At 59.7% G+C, this 19,640-nt stretch carries 18 protein-coding genes and 1 pseudogene; 9 read left to right on the top strand and 10 right to left on the bottom strand.

Annotated elements, in window-relative coordinates:
- Positions 1-354: 354 nt before the first annotated feature.
- From ACA043_RS04680 to ACA043_RS04670, 3 genes are all read left to right on the top strand, one after another.
- The gene (locus tag ACA043_RS04680) at positions 355-729 is read left to right on the top strand and encodes a DUF6124 family protein (protein WP_497658699.1); all 375 of its coding nucleotides are present in this window, start codon (positions 355-357) and stop codon (positions 727-729) included.
- A gap of 684 nt (positions 730-1,413) precedes the next feature.
- Positions 1,414-2,388, top strand: coding sequence for a 2-hydroxyacid dehydrogenase (locus tag ACA043_RS04675; protein ID WP_497658698.1), 975 nt, complete (start codon positions 1,414-1,416; stop codon positions 2,386-2,388).
- 148 nt (positions 2,389-2,536) lie between these two features.
- On the top strand, positions 2,537-3,046 hold the full coding sequence (locus tag ACA043_RS04670; protein WP_489879197.1) for a DUF2165 family protein: 510 nt from the start codon (positions 2,537-2,539) through the stop codon (positions 3,044-3,046).
- Between the two features lie 19 nt (positions 3,047-3,065).
- On the opposite strand, the gene ACA043_RS04665 is transcribed toward ACA043_RS04670, so the two are convergent.
- Positions 3,066-3,968 (bottom strand): DMT family transporter, encoded by a 903-nt coding sequence (locus ACA043_RS04665; RefSeq protein WP_497658697.1) that lies wholly within the window; start codon positions 3,966-3,968, stop codon positions 3,066-3,068.
- A gap of 139 nt (positions 3,969-4,107) precedes the next feature.
- On the opposite strand from ACA043_RS04665, the gene ACA043_RS04660 reads away from it, so the two are divergent.
- Positions 4,108-4,983, top strand: a complete 876-nt coding sequence (locus ACA043_RS04660; RefSeq protein WP_497658696.1) for a helix-turn-helix domain-containing protein — start codon at positions 4,108-4,110, stop codon at positions 4,981-4,983.
- 117 nt (positions 4,984-5,100) lie between these two features.
- On the opposite strand, the gene ACA043_RS04655 is transcribed toward ACA043_RS04660, so the two are convergent.
- From ACA043_RS04655 to ACA043_RS04630, 6 genes are all read right to left on the bottom strand, one after another.
- Positions 5,101-7,530, bottom strand: coding sequence for a TonB-dependent siderophore receptor (locus tag ACA043_RS04655; protein ID WP_497658695.1), 2,430 nt, complete (start codon positions 7,528-7,530; stop codon positions 5,101-5,103).
- 156 nt (positions 7,531-7,686) lie between these two features.
- Entirely contained in the window at positions 7,687-8,676 is a 990-nt protein-coding gene (locus ACA043_RS04650) for a FecR family protein (RefSeq protein WP_497658694.1), read from the bottom strand.
- Positions 8,673-9,239, bottom strand: coding sequence for an RNA polymerase sigma factor (locus ACA043_RS04645; RefSeq protein ID WP_489879201.1), 567 nt, complete (start codon positions 9,237-9,239; stop codon positions 8,673-8,675). Before ACA043_RS04645 ends, ACA043_RS04650 begins: the two co-directional genes overlap by 4 nt.
- A 1-nt stretch (position 9,240) precedes the next feature.
- A complete protein-coding gene (locus ACA043_RS04640) occupies positions 9,241-9,567 on the bottom strand; it encodes a DUF3325 domain-containing protein (protein WP_497658693.1) in 327 nt (108 codons plus the stop codon).
- Entirely contained in the window at positions 9,567-11,153 is a 1,587-nt protein-coding gene (locus ACA043_RS04635) for a PepSY-associated TM helix domain-containing protein (RefSeq protein WP_497658692.1), read from the bottom strand. The genes ACA043_RS04640 and ACA043_RS04635 overlap by 1 nt, the downstream gene beginning before the upstream one ends.
- A complete protein-coding gene (locus tag ACA043_RS04630; protein ID WP_305441490.1) occupies positions 11,150-11,455 on the bottom strand; it encodes a DUF3649 domain-containing protein in 306 nt (101 codons plus the stop codon). The genes ACA043_RS04635 and ACA043_RS04630 overlap by 4 nt, the downstream gene beginning before the upstream one ends.
- Before the next feature lie 177 nt (positions 11,456-11,632).
- Here ACA043_RS04630 and ACA043_RS04625 point away from each other — a divergent pair, with 177 nt between their 5' ends.
- The 3 genes from ACA043_RS04625 to fecA all read left to right on the top strand — a co-directional run bounded on the left by ACA043_RS04625 (position 11,633) and on the right by fecA (position 15,474).
- Positions 11,633-12,121, top strand: coding sequence for a sigma-70 family RNA polymerase sigma factor (locus ACA043_RS04625; protein ID WP_401267871.1), 489 nt, complete (start codon positions 11,633-11,635; stop codon positions 12,119-12,121).
- Positions 12,118-13,050, top strand: a complete 933-nt coding sequence (locus ACA043_RS04620; RefSeq protein ID WP_497658691.1) for a FecR domain-containing protein — start codon at positions 12,118-12,120, stop codon at positions 13,048-13,050. Before ACA043_RS04625 ends, ACA043_RS04620 begins: the two co-directional genes overlap by 4 nt.
- A gap of 90 nt (positions 13,051-13,140) precedes the next feature.
- Positions 13,141-15,474 (top strand): TonB-dependent Fe(3+) dicitrate receptor FecA, encoded by a 2,334-nt coding sequence (fecA, locus tag ACA043_RS04615; RefSeq protein WP_497658690.1) that lies wholly within the window; start codon positions 13,141-13,143, stop codon positions 15,472-15,474.
- A 70-nt stretch (positions 15,475-15,544) separates the two neighbouring features.
- On the opposite strand, the gene ACA043_RS04610 is transcribed toward fecA, so the two are convergent.
- Together ACA043_RS04610 and ACA043_RS04605 are read right to left on the bottom strand one after the other, a co-directional pair.
- Entirely contained in the window at positions 15,545-15,949 is a 405-nt protein-coding gene (locus tag ACA043_RS04610; protein ID WP_034154535.1) for an HPF/RaiA family ribosome-associated protein, read from the bottom strand.
- A 200-nt stretch (positions 15,950-16,149) separates the two neighbouring features.
- Positions 16,150-17,097 carry a LysR substrate-binding domain-containing protein gene (locus ACA043_RS04605; RefSeq protein ID WP_497658689.1) on the bottom strand — a complete coding sequence of 316 codons (948 nt, stop codon included), beginning with the start codon at positions 17,095-17,097 and terminating at the stop codon, positions 16,150-16,152.
- A gap of 135 nt (positions 17,098-17,232) precedes the next feature.
- Between ACA043_RS04605 and ACA043_RS04600 the strand changes: the two genes are divergently transcribed.
- Both ACA043_RS04600 and ACA043_RS04595 read left to right on the top strand, forming a co-directional pair.
- Positions 17,233-18,609 (top strand): L-serine ammonia-lyase, encoded by a 1,377-nt coding sequence (locus ACA043_RS04600; RefSeq protein ID WP_497658688.1) that lies wholly within the window; start codon positions 17,233-17,235, stop codon positions 18,607-18,609.
- A gap of 244 nt (positions 18,610-18,853) precedes the next feature.
- On the top strand, positions 18,854-19,171 hold the full coding sequence (locus ACA043_RS04595; protein WP_187676833.1) for a DUF3509 domain-containing protein: 318 nt from the start codon (positions 18,854-18,856) through the stop codon (positions 19,169-19,171).
- Here ACA043_RS04595 and ACA043_RS04590 read toward each other — a convergent pair.
- Positions 19,168-19,434: pseudogene (locus tag ACA043_RS04590) on the bottom strand (phosphate-starvation-inducible protein PsiE); the annotation flags it as partial. The gene ACA043_RS04595 and the pseudogene ACA043_RS04590 sit on opposite strands and share 4 nt — an antisense overlap.
- Positions 19,435-19,640: the final 206 nt, after the last annotated feature.

Below are 19,640 nucleotides of genomic sequence, written 5' to 3'. Positions count from 1 at the left end.
ATGTTTAAAAATCAAAAGATCGCAGCCTACGGCAGCTCCTACATTTCGGGCTTTTCGCGGAAGTTTCCGACGTGTTTTGCAGGTTGTCCGTCGGAAGTGCGGTGGATAGGCTTTGGGTGTCGCTGACGAATCAGCGACCGGGTCTGGAAAACCCGATTTCAACTACCAAAGCTCATGGCATACTGCGGCGCTTTTTCTGCTCGCAATGTTATGGCGGCTGTGCGCGGGAGGCCCTTGGGCCTGCCGGTTTTGGTGAGTTGGGCCGGTTTTTCCAGTCCGCGCACGGCTGCCACCCTTACGTCTGGAAAACGAAAAGTGGCGGCTTCAAGTCAACTTGCCATGAGTATGTTCCCCATGAAAAAGCCAACACCAAACCCACCAGAAGCCGACAACACCTCCCCCTACGAATCTTCCGGCTCGAAGAAATTCCACGAAGCCGCCGAGCGAGCGCTCGACCACTACCTCAAACCCAACGCCCTGACCCTGCGCTTCCACAAACCCAGCACCATGTTTCAGGTCGCGCCGGGCCAAGACAACGAAAGCCTCCTCGTCCACGCCTGCGAATCACTGGCCCAAGCCAACATCATGAGCAGCGACATCGCCGCCTACGTCGACCTCCCCGAACGGCGTGTAATTCTCGCGATCCAGCAAATCATCATGCTCGCGGAACTGGCCGTGAATCGCGTACTGGATAACGTCGACATCCCCCAACCCGCGCCACGCAATTGAAGTTTGCTGGGACAGTCCGGGGATGCTGCTGAAACTCAAACAGCCTCTGGAACTGCCCTCACCCTAACCCTCTCCCAGAGGGAGAGGGGACTGACCGAGGTGTCTGGATGAGCTACGCCGACTTGGAATACCGAGTCGAATCAACATTCCGAAAAGCCCAAAAATCAGCTCCCTCTCCCTCGGGAGAGGGCTGGGGTGAGGGGCGAATCCAACACAAACCAAAAGCCAACCACCCGCTCCTTACCACTCAACAGGATGAGCGTTAGCTCGGCTGCAGCTCTTGATCTTGATCCACGGGCGACGTCGGAAGGCTGAGTGGAGGGATTTATCCGGGGGGTAGGCGCGAAGCGCCGTTTGGCGAAGCCAAACACATCGAGAGGAGGTGCAGCGAAGCAAACCGGAGGCGATGCCCCCGGATGGATCCCGCAGCGAAGGCACCCCGAGCCCCAGCGAGCGGGCCGTACGTAGGAGCAAGCGTTTTTTTGCTTACTTTTTTTAGGCGTTTGTAAAAAAAGTGAGTCGCCGTAAGGGCGAAACCTCAAGCCGCCATCACAAACAAAACGGATATTCACCCCACCCCACCAAAGCCTGGTCGGCCCAGAGGCCGCCAAGACAAGCCAAACCCCACAAAGAAATGTTAGCTTGCTTGGCAATATCAGAAAGCCAAAGCCGAGCCCAAGCCCAATGAAAAAAACAGTCCTGGCCTTCAGCCGCATCACCCCCCCAATGATCGAACGCCTGCAACAAGAGTTCGACGTCATCGTCCCCAACCCAAAAAACGGCGACATCAACGCCCAATTCAACGAAGCCCTGCCCCACGCCCACGGCCTCATCGGCGTCGGCCGCAAACTCGGCAAAACCCAACTCGAAACCGCCGCCAAACTGGAAGTGGTCTCCAGCGTCTCCGTCGGCTACGACAACTACGACCTCGACTACTTCAACGAACGCGGGATCATGCTCACCAACACCCCGGACGTGCTCACCGAAAGCACCGCCGACCTCGCCTTCACCCTGATCATGAGCAGCGCCCGCCGCGTCGCCGAACTCGACGCCTGGACCAAGGCCGGCCAATGGCAAGCCAGCGTCGGCGCCCCACTGTTCGGCTGTGACGTGCACGGCAAAACCCTCGGCATCGTCGGTATGGGCAACATCGGCGCCGCCGTCGCCCGCCGTGGCCGGTTCGGCTTCAACATGCCGATCATCTACAGCGGCAACAGCCGCAAGAGCGACCTCGAACAAGAACTCGGCGCGCAATTTCGCAGCCTCGACCAACTGCTCGCCGAAGCCGATTTCGTTTGCCTCGTGGTGCCCCTCAGCGACAAGACCCGCCACCTCATCAGCCATCGCGAACTGGCCCTGATGAAACCGAGCGCGATTCTGGTCAACATCTCCCGCGGCCCGGTGGTCGATGAACCCGCGCTGATCGAAGCACTGCAAAACAATCAGATTCGCGGTGCCGGCCTGGACGTCTACGAGAAAGAACCGCTGGCCGAGTCGCCACTGTTCCAACTGAAAAACGCTGTGACCTTGCCGCATATCGGTTCCGCCACCCATGAAACCCGCGAAGCCATGGCCAATCGCGCGCTCGCCAACCTGCGCAGCGCGCTGCTCGGCGAACGCCCGCAGGACTTGGTCAACCCGCAAGTCTGGCGCGGATAAAAAAATACGGGCAAGTGCAACATCGCACTTGCCCGTTAGTTATCGCCATACACAACTTGAAATTGAACAACAAACCAAATTAAACAACAGCGTTATAAGCTCCTCCCGGCTGTCGAATGATCGGCAAGCGCTATGGAGAGCCTAAACCTTGAACACCCTGACAACCGACAAACTTATCCGCTACAGCAAAGTCATATTGATGGCTTACATCAGTTTCTTTGGTCTGCTGGTGATGATCCACAATTTCACCGACTATGACTCAAACTACACTTACGTGGCCCATATCCTGAGCATGGACACCACCACTGCCAGTGAAACCATCAAGTACCGAGCCATCGAATCGCCGATGATTCATCACCGGATCTACTGGTTCATCATCACACTGGAAGTCACGTATACGGTGTTGTGCCTGATAGGCACCTATCAGCTCTATCGCAACATCAACGCCTCCGCCGAAATATTCCATGAGGCAAAAAAGTTCTCGATCATGGGCATACTGGCGGCAATCTTTATTTATTACGTTTGCCTGCAAACCGTGGGGGTGGAATGGTTTGATATGGACACTTCTCAATCATGGAATGCCAAGGACTGGGCACGCCACATCGTTGATTTTATATTCCCGGTAATGATTTACATCACATTGAAAGTCGAGCGCTGAAGTTCAGCGCTCGTTTATTTCAAGCCAACTTCCCCTGCACCGGCGGCACCACCGCTTTCGGTTTACGAAACACCAGCACGTTACCCAGCATCACCAATACCAGACCGACCAGCGCCGGAGCTGTCCACTGGTAATCCTCGGCAAACGCCGAGACGTTCAGCGCCACCACTGGGAACAGCACCGTGCAGTAAGCCGCACGTTCCGGCCCCATGCGCCCGACCAACGTCAGGTACGCAGTGAAGCCGATCACCGAGCCAGGAATCACCAGATACAGCAGCGCACCGACGTAACGCGGCGACCAGTCCATGTCGAACGGAATGCCTTTGACCAGGCACCACACCGTCAGCATTGCCGCGCCATAAGCCATGCCCCAGGCGTTGGTGGTCAGCGGCTTGAGACCGGCCTTCTGTTGCAGGCTCGACAGCATGTTGCCCGCCGAGAAACACAACGTGCCGCACAGGGCCAGTCCCAGGCCAAGCAAGGTTTGCGGGCTGGCCTGATGACCGGCCAGCTCCGGCCAAAACAACATGCCCAGACCGAACAAGCCCAGCGCCCCACCCATCAGCACATTGCGGGCAATTCGCTGGCCGAAGAACACCCGCGCATTGAGCGCGTTCCACAAGGTTGCGGTGGAGAACACCACCGCCACCAGACCGCTGGGTATCCACTGACTGGCGGTGAGAAAGCACATGAAGTTGACGCAAAAAAGGCACAAGCCCTGAGCCACGCAGATCAAATGGCCGCGCCGGGTCATCGGTTGCAAGCGACGGCTGAGCAACAGTAAAACGAACAGCACCAGCGCCGCGAGGCCGAAGCGATAGACGATCGACACCGGAATCGCCACCACGCCCAGTTGCCATTTCAGGGCAATCCAGGTGGTGCCCCAGATCAGCACGGTCAACAGATACAACGACAGATTCATGACGAACACTCCTTGATAGGCCTTGAGTGTCTGCTTCGGCAGGCGGCAAGCGCTTGCATAAACTTGCGCTTTTTTCGCCCGGCAGGCTGGCAGCGCCGGGGCTACGGAGTAGGATGCAAGGCGTTGAAGAGAACTGATCATGGCCGCCATCGATACGCTGCAAGTCTTTCAAGCACTTAACCGCTCGCCGAACGCACGCCTTGTGCACAGCGCCGAGCTCGGTGACGGCTTGTCTGCGGCTCTGTGGACCAATCATCACGATGCGCAGGAATATGAAGCACCGAGCCATCACACCCTGTCCTGCTACATCGCTGGCGGGACCGGTACGTTTCGGCGCGGTCAGCCGGGCCACAAGGGCGGGCCGGACAAGCTGTGCATCCTGCCGGCGGATCACGAATCGGGTTGGGTGATCAACGGCGATATTTGCTTGGCGCATCTGTATTTCAGCGCCGAACAGTTTGCCCTCGGTTGCGTCACGCTGCTCGATCGCGAGCCGCGAGAGATGCAGTTGCGTGAGCAGACCTTTCTCGAAGACCCGCAACAGGCACAACGCTTTCGTCAGTTGCTGACGCTGAATTGGGACGAACCCGCCGAGCGTTTGCTGACCAGCAGCCTTGCCCATGAATTGATCAGCCATACCTTGCTCAGTCAGGTCGGTGCCCGGCAGGGTTTACGTTTGAAAGGCGGACTGGCGCCGCACCAGCGTCGGCAATTGGTGGAATTCATCGACGCACAGTTGGCCGAGCCGATCAGCCTCGGGCAATTGGCCGGGTTGTGTGCGTTGTCGGAATACCACTTTGCGCGGATGTTTCGCGTGAGCTTCGGCCTGCCGCCGCATCAGTATGTGCTGGCACGACGCTTGAGCCGGGCGCGGGAGTTGTTGCGCGCAACCGCGTTGCCGCTGGGGGAGATTGCGCTGGCGTGCGGGTTTGCCAGTGCGAGTCATTTCACCAATCGGTTCAAGCAGGTTTTAGGCGGGACGCCCGGCGAGTATCGGCAGGCGTTCTTGCGTTAGGCCTGAAATCTTAAGTGCCTTTCAGGGCCTCTTCGCGAGCAGGCTCGCTCCCACATTTGGAATGCAATTCCCTGTGGGAGCGAGCCTGCTCGCGATGAACGATGACGCGGTTGCGGATCAGAACTCCAAAGTGCTGGACAACGAAACCTGCCGCGAATCCCCCATCGACACAAAGAACCGACTCGCCGCCGAGGTGTAATACGTGCGATCAAAAAGGTTCTTCACGTTGAGCTGAAACTTGACCTTCTGCCCTTCGACTTTGGTGTCGTAAGTAGCGAAGGCATCGGCCACGGTGTAGCTCGGCAGGTCGAAATCATTCACCGCGTTACCTGCTCGCTCACCGACATAGCGTGCTCCGGCACCGATGCGCAGTTGATCGCCGCCGATCACGCTGCCGAAGTCATACACCGCCGACAATGAGCCGCTGTTCTTCGCCACGTTTTGCAGGCGTTTGCCCTTGTAAGTTGGGTCTTCGGTGACTTCGGCATCGGTGTAGGCGTAGCTGCCGATCATGCTCCAGCGGTCGCTCAACTGACCGGTCATGTCCACTTCCAGACCGCGCGAACGCACTTCACCGGCAGCGCTGTAAATCGTCGTCGAGCCTTCGGAGTTGGCCACCAGCACGTTGCGTTTTTTGATATCGAACAGCGCGATGTTGCCGGTGATGCGCCCCGGCATATCCAGCCGTGCGCCCAGCTCCCACGACTTGGCTTCTTCCGGCGCAATACTCCCGTCGAGCACGGTGCTGCTGCCGCTCAGCGGGGCAATGGTCGAGTTGGGTTTGAACGATTCGGTGTAGCTGCCATAGAACGACAGCTCGTCGGTGTAGCGATACACCAGGCCTGCGCGCGGCACCCATTTCTGGCCATTGCTGTCGGTGTTGGCCTTGAACGGTACGCCTTTGCCGGCGTACTGGTCGTACTCCTGAAAGCGTCCGCCGGCGACCAGAATCCACTGGTCGTTGAGGTGGATCGAGTCCTGCAAAAATACCGAATCGCTGCGCAGCAAATCGGTCTGGGCACTGTCTGCCGGGCTGACCGTGGTGCCCTCCACTTCGCGGCCGTACACAGGGTTGGTGTAGCTGAAGGTCGTCAGGCTTTTTTGGCGGATCAGGTCGGCGCGGTAGATCTTGCGGTACTCGTCGTCGACGCCGAACACCAGGTCATGCTGCATGCCCAACACGTTGACTTTGCCTTCGAGGCTGGCAGTGGTGAAACGGTCGGTGCTGATCGCGCCGTGGGTGCCGTCCATGCTGCGGGTCAGCGTGCCTTTATTGGTGTCGATGGCCGTGATGCGTACCTGGCTGGCGTCGTAGGTTTCGCGGTTCCAGCTGTAGCCGAAGTGGGCTTTCCAGTCATCGTTGAGTTCGTGATCGGCCTCGAAGTGATACAAATCCGAACGCCCTTCCATGTCGTTGAACGGCTCGTCGAGACGTTCCTTGCGTGAGATGTTCAGCGGATGGTTGGTGCGCGGATCGATCACCGTGCCGCGATCGAACGGCGTGAGGAATTCGCGATGCTCGTAGCCGAACGACAGCTTCGTGCGCTCGCCGAACCAAGCCAGAGAAGGGGCGATCAGGGTTTCGCGATGGGTGCCGTAGTTGCGCCAGTAATCCTCGTCTTCGTGATCCAGTACCAGGCGATAAGCGAACCCGGATTCACCCAGCGCACCGGTGCTGTCGAAGGTGCCGCCACTGCCGTTCTTGCCTTCGCCATAGGTCGAGCCGCGCAGGGTCAGCGCGTTGTATTGCTCAAGTTCGGGCTTCTTGCTGACGAGGTTGACGACCCCGCCCGGGTCCTGAATTCCGTAGAGCAAAGACGCCGGGCCTTTGAGCACTTCGACGCGATCAACCGTGGCGTTCATGCCTCGGCCCTGCACGATCGGCATGCCGTCGCGCATGATCGAGCCGTTGCGGTTATCGCCGAAGCCGCGGGTCATCACCGAATCCTGCGTGCTGCCCAAGGTGTTGCCCTGGGTGATGCCACTGACGTTGGCCAGCGCGTCATCAAGGTTGCGCGGCGCCTGATCGCGGATCACTTGTGCGGGAATGACGTTGACGGTCTGCGGGATTTCCTGAAGCGAGGACGATGAGCGCATCACCGAGCTGATTTGCGGCGGCTGGTAACTCATGGACTCGTCACGCATCGAGGTGATGGTGGTCGCGCCAAGATTCAGCGCACCGGCAGTGGGTTGTGGCTCCAGCGCCAGCGTGTGGCTGTCGGTGCGGCGGAAGTTCAGGCCGGAACCTGTGAGCAGGCGTTGCAGCGCTTGCTCGGCACTCATCTGACCGTTGACCGCCGGCGCGGTGAGGCCGTACGGCGCTTCATCGGTGTAGACCACGCTTTGCCCGGTGACGCGGCTGAAGTCGCTCAGGGCCTGGGGCAGCGGTTTGGCGGCCAGGGAGAAACTGAACTGCTTTTGCGCCTGGCTGCTGACGGATTCAGCGGCGAGCGCCACGCTCATCGGCAGCAACGCCAATGCGGAAAAACTCAACGCTTGAGCGCCCAACCACTGTTTGACCGAACCCGATTTTGCCCTGGACTTCATTGCTCAATGACCTGTGTAGAACCGCAACGGATGCGAATGACTCGCAGTTTCATTCACTACACGGATGGGGCTCAGGTTTACCTCACCACAATTTCGAAAATATTTTTCAGGAGATGTGTTGTCTGGTCTGGCGCCTTCGCGAAGAGGCCGTTTACCTCACTGCAAAATGATCAGATGCCCCAGTACTTGGTGCTGCTCAAACCCCATCACCCCTTGCAGCGAACTCAAAACAGCCTGCGGATCCTTGCTCGGAAAACTGCCGCTGACCTTGCGCGCCGCCAACTCATCGTTGAGCAACACAATCCGCCCGGGGTAATACCGGCGCAGATCCGCCACCACATCGCCCAGCGTCGACTTGTAGTAAGTCAGCCAACCCTGACGCCAGGCCAGTTGCGCTTCGCTGTCCACCGCGTGCAGTTTTTCCGCCGCGCCATCGCCGTAAGCCACTTGCTGGCCGGCCGTAAGAATCTGCTGCGCTGCACCGCGATCCGCCGTCACCCCAACCCGCCCGGACAACACCGTGACCTGCGCGCCATGGTCTTTCAGACGCACTTCAAATTGCGTCCCGAGCACCCGCGCCTGGCCCTTTTCGGCCTCGACTACGAAAGTCTCGCCAGTGTGGATGACACTGAAAAAACCGGCGCCGCGACGCAACTGCACATGACGCTCGCCATGGCTGAAATTCACCGCAATGGCGCTGTCGGCGTCCAGTGTCACCTGCGTTTTATCGGCCAATGTCACGGTGCGGATCTCGCCAGGTGCCGACACATAATCTGCGCCCAGATCATCGATCCAGCGCTGCGGCTGCCAACCCGTGCCAAGACTGATCATCAACAGCAGACACGCGGCCATCGCCAGCGCGCCGGACCAGCGCAAGAGCTGTGGACGACGCGGACGATCCATCGCATTGAGATAACCCTGCAACGCCAAGGCCTCCTCATCGGCCAGGGTCCGCGCCGGCCCTTCGCTCAACTCCCAGACCACTTGCGCCTGTGCGTAAGCCTCAGCGTGGGCCGGGTCGGCGCGCAGCCAGTGGCTGAAGGTGAGTTGATCGCCAGCACTCGGCCGGTCATGCAGCAGGCTCAGCCAGGCAAAAGCGGCCTGTTCCTGAGCGGGCGTCGGGTTGACGCGGTCGATGTGCTTCACGGTGCTTTCCATGGCGTGCGCGGCGCGGGTTCGCGCAGGCTGGCCTTGCAGGCCTCGAGGGCGCGCATCATATGTTTTTCCACGGCGCTTTGGGACAGGCCCATGGCTTTGGCGATTTCCGCGTACTTGCGGCCGTGGATACGATTGAGCAAAAAGATCTGCCGGGTGCGCTCGGGCAAGGCACGCAAGGCCGCTTCGACATGGCGCAGATCATTGCCGGCTTCGAGCGCGGCTTGCGGCTCGCTGCAGTGGCTGTCCGGTGCGTCGGGTTGCCAGCCTTCGTTGACGCGCACCCGCGTGCCTTCGCTGCGCAGATGGTCGATGGCGATGTTGCCGGCGCAGCGCAACAGGTAGGTGCTGAGCTCCTCGACTTGCACCAAGGGCCGACGCCAGAAACGCAGAAACAGATCCTGCACCAGATCCGCCGCCGTCGCCCGGCAACCGACGCGCCGGTTCACCAGCGCTTCCATCTGCGAACGTTGGGACAGGAACACCTGCAGAAAATGCGCACGCGCCCCGCGCGGCTCGTCGTCGCGGGATTCCGGAGGCAGACCGATCAGCACTTCAGCACTGCACCCATGCCGCGACCGGGCTGGCCAACAGACTGACCCCGGCCAGCGCCAAGGCCAGACGGGGGCGATACGGCAGCAACAGCACCAGCGCCAATGCGCTGAGCATCAGCACGGCAAACCAGTCGACCAGCCCGAAACTCCAGCCATTGGCCGTCACGGCCGCCCAAATCGATAAGCCCAGCAGCAACCAACCCGCCAGCGTCAGGCCGTGACGGCGTCGCGGCGAAGGTTTGTGGCCAAGCAATTCATCGTGGTGCCGAGGCATCGACAGGCACAGCGCCGTGAACCCGGCGTAGCAAAGCAAAAGCGCCAGCAGCATCAGTTTGTCCCTTGCTCAAGCGTGATCGGCCGGTGCGTTTCGCGGGGCGTTTTTTTGACCCTGACCGTGGTGGCGGCACGCTGCATCTTCCACGCGGCCCTGGCCAGGAAAACACCGGTAGCCAGACACGTCAGATCGAAACCGGCGAGTACCCAATCACCCTGCGCCAGCGTTACGCCGAGATTCCACGGCGTGGTCAGTGCATTGATCAGTGGCACCGCGATAAATAGCGCGGCACCCAGCACAAGCTGCTCGATCCACGCCTTGCGCCCGGTACGCAATAACGCATGCACCACGCTCAAACCCCAGGCAATAAAGAACGCATTCACTTCCCAATCTGCGCGTCCAGCCAGATCCACTGGCAGCAGCCGATTGGCGAGGAAGAACACCGCCACCGCCGACACAAGCCCGGCCATGCTGGTGATGTTCAGCACTTCCACCAGCCGCAACTCGAACGGCATCACACCGCTCTTGGCGTGTTTGAGCTGACGCTTGCCGAGCCAGATCACCAGCCCGGTGCCGATCATGGCTGTGCCCGCCAAGCCACAAATGAAGTACAACCAACGCAACACCGGCCCGGCAAAGTGGCCCATGTGCAGACCATAGAAAGCGCCGCCCACCGCCATCGCCGCCGGTTGATCCGGCGTGCTGCTGAGCATCTGCCCAGTGACACCGTTAAAAGTCACTGCGCTGCCAAAATCGTGAACCACACGATCGCCGGCGCGCGACAGCACCACCGAGGCATTTTCATCCCCGGGATTGCTCACCGAGAGCCGCGCGGTGTGGCCACCGACCCATTGCTCGCTGGCCTTGGCCAACAAGGGCGCCATGGGTGCCAGTGGAGCAGCAACATTCGCTCGCTCCGGCGTCTTCGAGGCCGGAAAAACCTCATCGTAAAACTTGCGCGCGTCGCCGCCGTAGGACGCCAGAATGCTTGCCGGCATGACCATCGACATGAAGATCACCAGGCTGCTGTAGGTGATCATCAAGTGAAACGGCAGCACCAAAACGCCCACGGCGTTATGCCCATCGAGCCACGAACGCTGACCTTTGCGCGGGCGGAAGGTGAAGAAGTCCTTGAAAATTTTCTTGTGGGTGATGATCCCGGTGATGAGCGCGACGAACATCACCATCGCGGCGATCGTCGCCAGCCAGCGGCCCCACGGATAAGGCATTTGCAGCTGGAAGTGGAACCGGTAGAAGAACTCGCCGCCCATGCTTTCGCGGCCCTGCACTTCGGTGCCGGTTTGAGCGTCGAGGGTTCTGGATTCGAAGCGGCCACGCTCGCCGGGTTTCGCCGGGGCTTGTTGCCAGCGAACGGTCAGGCCGGGGTCGCGGGCGTCGGGCAGGTCGATCAGCCACCACGAGGCGCCGGCCGCGTGTTGTTGCAGATAATCCTGGGCCAGCGTCAGGCTCGCCTCGGCATTGATCGGCCGCGCAGGGATTTCAGGCTGCATCCAGTGACTGGTTTCGTCCTTGAAATAGGCCAGGGTTCCCGTCAGGAAAATCGCGAACAACAACCAGCCGAACACCAGTCCGGCCCAGGTGTGCAACCAGGCCATCGCCTGACGGAAACCCTCTTTCATGCGTAACCCAATCCGCGCGCGGCGCCGGAGACGGTCGCCAGAATTACACTCGGCACCAGCAAACCGACCCACGCCGACCAGGCGGTGCGGCAGGCGAAACACCAAAGCACCGCGACCAGATAGACCAAAAAGGAAATAGTCATGCCGGTCACCACCGCTTCGGCACGGTTCAAGGGCAACCACATCGTCAGCGTGACACTGGCCAGCGCAGCAACCAGATAGCCGCCAAACACCGCCGCCAGCACCCGCGAGGTGACGGCAAGACGATAGGACATGGGGAGCGTGGCGAGTTTGGCTTTCATGTTTCGACCCTGAAACGGAAAACGTCCGGCCGACAAGCCGAACCAACAGGCGAGCAATATTAATGATAAATATTCTCATACGCAAAAGCATCTGATTGCCGGCCAACCTCCGACGCCCCTACAATGCGAACAGTTCTTGTTCTCTAACGTACAAACAGTGCGCCCGGAGTAATACCGTTGCCGTCCGCCCATCCCGTCGAATCGCTCTATCAAGCCCACCACAGCTGGCTGACCGGCTGGTTGCGGCGCAAACTCGGCTGCCCGGACAGCGCGGCGGATCTGGCGCAAGACACGTTCATCAAAGTGCTGACCGCCCGCGAAGCACCGGTGATCATCGAGCCGCGCGCCTTTCTCACCACCCTTGCCAAGCGCGTGCTGTGCAATCACTACCGCCGGCAGGATCTGGAGCGCGCCTACCTCGACACCCTGGCGCAGATGCCAGAACGAGTGGCGCCGTCGGAAGAAGACAAAGCGATCATCCTGCAAACCCTGATGGAGCTGGATCAACTGCTCGACGGTTTGCCACGGCTGGTCAAACGCGCCTTTCTATTGGCGCAAGTCGATGGCCTGACCTATCCGCAGATCGCCGCTGAACTGGGCATTTCTGTGGCCACGGTCAAACGCCATCTGAACAAAGCGGCGATGCGCTGCTATTTCGCCCTGTGAACCGCGCCCCGGATTTCTCCGCACAGGTGGCCGAACAGGCTGTGAGCTGGCTGCTGGAAATGCAGCAAGGCGCGTTCAGCGCGCGCCAGCAACAGGCGTTGCAACAGTGGCTGGACGCGCACAGCGAACACCGCCGCGCCTGGGAGCACATCGCGCGAGTCAACCAGCGCTTGCGCGGCGTGTCCTCGCCGCTGGCGCACTCGGCGTTGAACGGGCCGAAGTCCGGCGGCCGCCGTCAGGCACTGAAACTGTTGCTGATTCTTGGCGCCGGCTCCGCCGTTACCTGGGGCATGCGCGAGCACAATCCGCTGCCGCCGCTGCTCGCCGATTACCGCAGCCCGGTGGGTCAGCGACGCAAAATTGCATTGGGTGCGGGCGACCAGTTGCACCTCAACACGGCCAGTTCAGTGGATTTAGATGGCGGGCAGCGGCTGATTCGTTTGCTCGAAGGCGAAATGCTCCTGAGCGCCTCGCAATCATTCGAGATACGCACCGCGCAGGGTGTTCTGAAAAGCCAGGGCGCGCGCGTCAACGTGCGTCAGTTTGCCGATCGCACGCACGTCGCGCTGTTCGAAGGTCGGGTCGAACTGACCAGCAACGCAAGCGCGCCAATGCTGCTGCCTGGCGCCCGACAACTGAGTTTTACCGCGACCGCTGTCAGTGAACCCAAATCACTGGACGCCAACAGCGGCGCTTGGGTCGACGGCATGCTGGTCGCCGCGCAAATGCGCCTCGGTGATTTCCTCGATGAGCTGGGACGCTACCGTCGCGGGCAGCTCAATTGCGACAGGAAGGTCGCCGATCTGCTGATCTCCGGGACTTATCCACTGGACGACAGCGAGCGGATTCTCGACCTGCTGGAAATCAGCTTGCCGGTGAACGTGAAGCGATTTACCCGCTACTGGGTCAGTGTCGAAGCACGGGTTTGAAAATACTTAAAAACAAATGAGCCGTTTTTCAGATCTGGCGTGACAGAGAAGGAAAGCCCCCTTGATTCAACCTTCTCAGGATCATCCGACATGCACCCCACCCGCCTCACGCCGCTGGCCCGCAGTCTGCGCAACCTCGTCCTCGGCGCCAGCCTGAGTTTCAGCGCCCTGCCCGTCGCGCTGGCTGCCGATGCCAAGGCTTATCACATTGCGCCGTCGTCGCTGGAAAACGCCCTCAATCAATTCGGCCGCGAAGCCGGGTTGCTGATTTCTTTCGGCTCACAAGTCACCAGTGGCGTGCAAAGCCGCGGCCTGGAAGGCAGTTACACGCCAGAGGAAGGTCTTGACGCATTGCTCGAAGGTACCGGCCTGCAAGCGCGCGCCGAGGGCGACAACGCTTTCAGCCTGCAACCGGCAGGTAACGCAGCGCTGGAGCTGGACACCTCCAAAGTGGTCGGCGACTGGCTCGGTGATGCGCAGCAAATCAATGTCTTCGAACATCCTGGCGCTCGCGACGTGATCCGCCGCGAAGATTTTGAACGCCAGGGCGCCACCCAGGCGCGCGATGTGCTCAACCGCATTCCCGGCGTCAACGCCCCGGAAAACAACGGCACCGGCAGCCATGATATGGCGCTGAACTTCGGCATTCGCGGTCTCAATCCACGTCTCGCCGCACGCTCGACGGTGTTGATGGATGGCATCCCGGTGCCCTTCGCGCCGTATGGTCAACCACAGTTGTCATTCGCACCGATCAGCATGGGCAACATGGATGCGGTGGACGTGGTGCGCGGCGGCGGCGCGGTACGTTACGGCCCGCAGAACGTCGGTGGCGTGGTCAACTTCGTGACCCGGGCGATTCCCGACGAGCCGACGGTCAAGGGCGGCTTCCAGACGGAAACCAGTCCGTCGTCGAGCCACGACGGCTTCAAGACCAGCGCCAATCTGCTGGCCGGCGGCACCAACGAGAACGGTCTGGGCGGCGCTTTGTTGTACTCCGGCACTCGCGGCGGCGACTGGCGTGAGCACAGCGATACCGAGATCGACGACCTGATCCTCAAAGGCAAATATCAGCTCGACGAGGCCAACAGCTTCAACGCCATGGCCCAGTATTACGAAGGCAAGGCTGACATGCCCGGAGGCCTGAACGTCGCTGATTACGATGCCGATCCGTATCAATCCACGCGCCCGAAAGACCAGTTCTGGGGCCGGCGCACGATGTTCAATTTCGGCTATCGCTATCAGGAAGATCGCCGCGAATTCACCGCCAACACCTTCTTCACCAAAACCTTGCGCAGCGGTTATCTGGATCAAGGCACCTTCCTCTCGCTGTCGCCACGCGAGTATTGGGTGCGCGGCTTTGAAACGCGTTTCGCCCAGGGCTTCGATCTCGGCCCGACCAGCCATGAAGTCGGCGTCGGCTATCGCTACATCAACGAGGCCGGCCACGAATTGCGCTACCGCACGCCGATTGCCAGCAATCAATACCCGACCACCGACAGCCGCAACGACCGCGATACGCGCGGCGGCACCGAAGCCAATGCGTTCTTCGTCGACGACCGTATCGACATCGGCAAGTGGACGATAACCCCGGGCGTGCGCTACGAAATGATCGAGTCGCAGCAGACCAACAACCTCACCAACGTCAAATACAAGGGCGACTACAACACCGCGCTGCCAGCACTGAACGTGCTTTATCACCTGACTGACAGCTGGAACCTGTACGCCAACACCGAAGGTTCGTTCGGCAGCGTGCAGTACAGCCAGATGCCCAACCGTGTGAGCAGCGGCGAAGTGAAACCGGAGAAGGCGCGTACCTGGGAACTCGGCACCCGTTACGACAACGGCGCGTTGCGCGCAGAGATTGGCGCGTTTCTGATCAACTTCGACAACCAATACGAAAGTAACCAGACCAATGATTCGGTGATCGCCCGTGGCGAAACCCGCCATCAAGGCATCGAGACCAGCGTCAACTATGCGCTGGACGACTTGAGCCCGGCGCTGGCCGGCTTCGATGTCTACGCCTCTTACGCCTACGTCGATGCGACCATCCGCGAAGACGGGCCGAACAAAGGCAATCGCGTGCCGTTCTCTTCGAAACACAAAGGCACGCTTGGCGTCGGTTACACCGAGGGGCCGTGGAAGTTGAATCTGGACAGCAGCTTCCAGAGCGATCAGTTTGCCGACAACGCCAACACCTCGAAAGAAAGCGCCGACGGCAGCACCGGCGAGATCCCGGGCTACATGCTGTTCAGCAGTCGCGCGGGCTATGACTTCGGCCCGCAATTGTCGGATCTGAATGTGGCGGTGGGGGTGAAGAACATCTTCAACACGCAATACTTCACGCGCTCGTTCGATGACAACAACAAGGGTAAATACGTGGGGGAACCGCGGACGGTGTATGTGCAGACTTCTGTGGCGTTTTGACCACCACTGAAAACAAAACGGGCCTGCATCAGCAGGCCCGTTCTCATTGGGTGATTAAATAATCAGCGCATCAACTGTTGATCGCTGCCTGTTCATTCTCAAGAAATTCTTCCTCCAGCAGTGCGTCATTCGCCTTGCTAAATGGCACCACAGCGGCGCGTGGTTTGCCGCGCAATTTGCCAAACAGGTGCTCCAGCGCGTGTTCCAGTTTTTCGGCTGCACCATCGATCGCCTGTTCCAGCGAATCGGCTTTGTGGGTGACGGAAATCGGTTGATGGCCTTTTGGCCGCGCTTCCAGTTGGCAGCGCAAGTCATGGGGACCTGGTTTGTCACCGTTCTCGTCGCTCAGGTGGACTTCGACACGGGTCAGGTCTTCTTCATAACGTTCGAGCGTGCTCTCAATGGTTGTACGTACCCACTCCTCCAGTCGTTGACTACTTTGAATATGGTTATCGCTGTTGACTTGGATTTGCATAGTTCATCCCTTATTTCAGCTAGCTCGCAAGAGGCCTTGAACAGGATTTCGTGACCCCTTGATTACAACAATCGGCCCGACTGCCAAACATTTCAACCCCTGAAAAAAGAAAAATATTCATTCGCAAAAAAAGCCGGACAACCGGGCAAAGCGCTGGTAAGGTCGGGAGTTGGGTCGCCTCGTCACTCTGCAAAATCCGCTCACAATTGCCCGTCGTTCAGCGGGTGCAAACTGCGAAAAATCCCCGCCTCTTCCACCAGCCAATCGTGCACCGCACGCACGCCCGGATGGCTCAACGCCCCTGGCGCATACAGCAATACATAACGTTTATGATTGGGCACCGACAGCCCGAACGGCACGATCAATGCGCCCCGCTCCAGCTCATCATTGAGTAGCGTGCGCCGGGCAATCGCCACGCCCATGCCGGCGATGGCCGCTTCGATGGTCAGGTGATTGCGATTGAACGTGTGCCCCCGCCGCACGTCGGCGCCTTCGAAGCCAATCGCGTTCAAATAGAATTCCCACTCTGCATATTCGTAACTGCCACGCCAGGCGGTGATGTCGTGCAACAACGGGAAATGCACCAGATCCGCAGGGCCATGCAGCGGTGGACGTCCACGTAGCAGGCTCGGCGCGCACACCGGAAAAATCTGCTCGTCGAGCAAGGCTGTGGATAACAGCCCCGGATAGCTGCCGTCGTTCAGGTCGATCGCCAGATCAAAGTCGCCCTCATGTAAAGGCACGCTGCTGTCCTCGGCCACCAGCCGCAACTGGATATCCGGAAAACGCTGTTGCAGGCGAGGCAGGCGTGGAGTCAGCCATTTGCTCAGGAATGACGGAATCGAACGCACCCGCAAAATCCCGCTGATCATCCCGGCATCGAGGCGGCGCAGCTCGGCGTCGATGCTGCCGTAAGCTTCGTTGACTGTTATCGCCAGTCGCTGCCCTTGCGCGCTTAATTCCACGCCACGCGCACGGCGATGAAACAGACGGAAACCGAGGCGCTCTTCCAATTGGCGGATTTGCTGACTGACCGCACCCGGCGTGATGTGCAGTTCTTCTGCACAATGGGTGAACGACAGGTGCCGCGCGGCACAGGAAAACACCTGCAGCCAGACGTAGGTCTGGGCATGCAATTGACGACTCATTGTTTAGTCCTGCTAAAGGCTGTCTTAGGAAGTTTCGTTGGTCACGGCAGACCGAGGCAGGCAGTATCGCCGACATTGCGCTTGTCCGACAAAAAATGGCAGCGATTCCTACTCCATTGCTTGTAAGGGTTTAGCATGGCTATCAGTGTTTTCGATCTATTCAAAGTCGGCATCGGCCCGTCCAGTTCCCACACCGTCGGCCCGATGCGCGCCGCTGCAACCTTCGCTCAGGCGCTGACCGATGAACGCTTGTTGAACGACGTAGGTCGCGTGGAAATCCGTTTGTACGGGTCGCTGTCGGCCACTGGCGTCGGCCATGCCACCGACCGCGCCACGGTCATGGGCCTGATGGGAGAATGGCCAGACAGCATCGATCCGTCGACCATCGAGCCACGTATCCAGCAACTGCGCGAAACCGGCCAACTGCCCCTCGCGGGTGGACGCTCGATTGCCTTCAACTGGCAACGCGATCTGCTGTTGCTGGACGAGGACCTGCCCTACCACCCCAACGCCATGTCGCTGACAGCCTTTGGCGAAACCGCTGAGCTGTTCACGCAGACGTACTACTCGGTGGGTGGCGGTTTCATTATCGAAGCGGCAGAAGCCGAGTCCGGTGTATCACCGGCCGGTGACGTGGTGTTGCCGTACGACTTTTCCAGCGCCGCCGAACTCCTGTCGCTGTGCAAACAGCACAATTTGCGTGTTTCCGAATTGATGATGGCCAACGAACGCGCCTGGCGCTCCGACGCTGAGATCCGTCAAGGTCTGTTGCACATCTGGTCGGTGATGCGAGAGTGCGTCGAACAAGGCCTGCGCCACGAAGGCATTCTGCCCGGTGGTCTGAATGTCCCGCGCCGTGCAGCGAAATTGCATCGCAGTCTCTTGGAAATCGGCAAGCCGAATGTCATCAGCTCGACGCTGTCGGCAATGGAGTGGGTCAACCTCTTCGCCCTTGCCGTCAACGAAGAAAACGCCGCTGGCGGACGCATGGTGACCGCGCCGACCAATGGTGCCGCCGGGATCATTCCGGCGGTGTTGCACTACTACATGAAATTCAACCCGGATGCGTCTGACGATGACGTCGTCAATTTCTTCCTGGGCGCGGCCGCCGTCGGCATTTTATGCAAGAAAAATGCGTCCATCTCCGGCGCCGAAGTCGGCTGTCAGGGTGAGGTCGGTTCGGCCTGCGCCATGGCCGCTGCCGGCCTGGCCGACGTGCTCGGAGCAACCCCGGAACAACTGGAAAACGCCGCTGAAATCGGCCTGGAACACAACCTCGGCCTGACCTGCGACCCGGTGGGCGGCCTGGTGCAAGTGCCGTGTATCGAGCGCAATGCCATTGCTGCGGTGAAAGCGATCAACGCCACGCAAATGGCTCTGCGCGGCGACGGCAACCACTTCATTTCCCTCGACCGGGTGATCCGCACCATGCGTGATACCGGCGCCGACATGCACGACAAATACAAAGAGACTTCAAGGGGCGGCTTGGCGGTGAACTGGGTGGAATGCTGACCGGCTAATTGCACTGTGAGCGGTCACGCGCCCTGAAACGGGCCACAAATAAACAAGGCGAGCCATGGGCTCGCCTTTTTTATGCCGTATCCATTGTCCGACAAGATTCCCGGCATAGCCCTTGCTACACCTGATCAACACGATAATGGCGATATGGCCACGGAATGGCCGGTGGTCTGGAGGGGCGAACCAACCAGATCACGGCCGGTCAACAACTGCACGTTCAATCAGGCGGTGACGCATCATGGACAACCCTTTTCAGATCATTACCGATGCCTTCGCGCCGGACTATCAGATCAACTTGAGCATTCAGGGCCTGGACGGCAGCATCATGCTGACTCTGTCCAACAGCGGCCGCATCGTGGCCAAACGGATGATCAGCGCCGAACAGCGCAACGACCCCACACGCCTGAAGCGTCTGGTGCAAAGCATTCAGTTCGGCATCGCCATCGAACAGGGCCACAGCGCCATGGCGATCCTCGAAGCCATGACCAGCGGCGACGGGCTGACCCCGCCACCGCCAAAAGTCATCGGCCAGCCCCGGCAAGCCGCCGGACTTTAAAGCTCGCCCTTCTCGACTTCGGGATGCTCACCGGACCCCGTACCAATCTTGCGTTGCGGGTGTTCAATCTTCACCGAAGGGAATTGCGACGAGGCGTAACGCACCACCAGAATCGCGAACGCAAGCAGCAGAATCCCGCCGCACAGATAAATGATGCCCATGTCTGGCGGATTGTGGTGCGAGACGTTGGAGATCAGCAGCCGCGTCAGCGCAGTGATCGCCACGTAGATCAGGAAACGCACCGGCATGTGGTTGGTCTTGAAGGCAGGGTTTCCCTGATTTTCTTTAAAGATGATTTTGATTTTTGGTGCGGTTTAACTTTAATAAGTGATGCCCAAGTTCAAACTATACATCCGGCATCCACTCCCTGATTTATCGCGTCTCGAAATCGCTAGCGTAGACAGCCTCCCCGAAGTAGCATCTGGCCACCACAATAGACGAATGCAGGTAATTCCGCATTCTCATGTGC

The organism is Pseudomonas sp. LBUM1648 (assembly GCF_059716145.1).
Note: the sequence above shows the minus strand (reverse complement) of the source record. Positions and strands in the feature narration are given on the sequence as shown.

Excerpts from the sequence above, each read along its gene's own strand:
- ACA043_RS04595 (WP_187676833.1), top strand. The coding sequence starts at position 18,854 with ATGGACAACCCTTTTCAGATCATTACCGATGCCTTCGCGCCGGACTAT.
- ACA043_RS04635 (WP_497658692.1), bottom strand. The coding sequence starts at position 11,153 with ATGAAAGAGGGTTTCCGTCAGGCGATGGCCTGGTTGCACACCTGGGCC.
- ACA043_RS04655 (WP_497658695.1), bottom strand. The coding sequence starts at position 7,530 with ATGAAGTCCAGGGCAAAATCGGGTTCGGTCAAACAGTGGTTGGGCGCT.
- ACA043_RS04665 (WP_497658697.1), bottom strand. The coding sequence starts at position 3,968 with ATGAATCTGTCGTTGTATCTGTTGACCGTGCTGATCTGGGGCACCACC.
- ACA043_RS04680 (WP_497658699.1), top strand. The coding sequence starts at position 355 with ATGAAAAAGCCAACACCAAACCCACCAGAAGCCGACAACACCTCCCCC.
- ACA043_RS04675 (WP_497658698.1), top strand. The coding sequence starts at position 1,414 with ATGAAAAAAACAGTCCTGGCCTTCAGCCGCATCACCCCCCCAATGATC.
- ACA043_RS04660 (WP_497658696.1), top strand. The coding sequence starts at position 4,108 with ATGGCCGCCATCGATACGCTGCAAGTCTTTCAAGCACTTAACCGCTCG.
- fecA (WP_497658690.1), top strand. The coding sequence starts at position 13,141 with ATGCACCCCACCCGCCTCACGCCGCTGGCCCGCAGTCTGCGCAACCTC.
- ACA043_RS04605 (WP_497658689.1), bottom strand. The coding sequence starts at position 17,097 with ATGAGTCGTCAATTGCATGCCCAGACCTACGTCTGGCTGCAGGTGTTT.
- ACA043_RS04610 (WP_034154535.1), bottom strand. The coding sequence starts at position 15,949 with ATGCAAATCCAAGTCAACAGCGATAACCATATTCAAAGTAGTCAACGA.
- ACA043_RS04600 (WP_497658688.1), top strand. The coding sequence starts at position 17,233 with ATGGCTATCAGTGTTTTCGATCTATTCAAAGTCGGCATCGGCCCGTCC.
- ACA043_RS04640 (WP_497658693.1), bottom strand. The coding sequence starts at position 9,567 with ATGCTGCTGGCGCTTTTGCTTTGCTACGCCGGGTTCACGGCGCTGTGC.
- ACA043_RS04630 (WP_305441490.1), bottom strand. The coding sequence starts at position 11,455 with ATGAAAGCCAAACTCGCCACGCTCCCCATGTCCTATCGTCTTGCCGTC.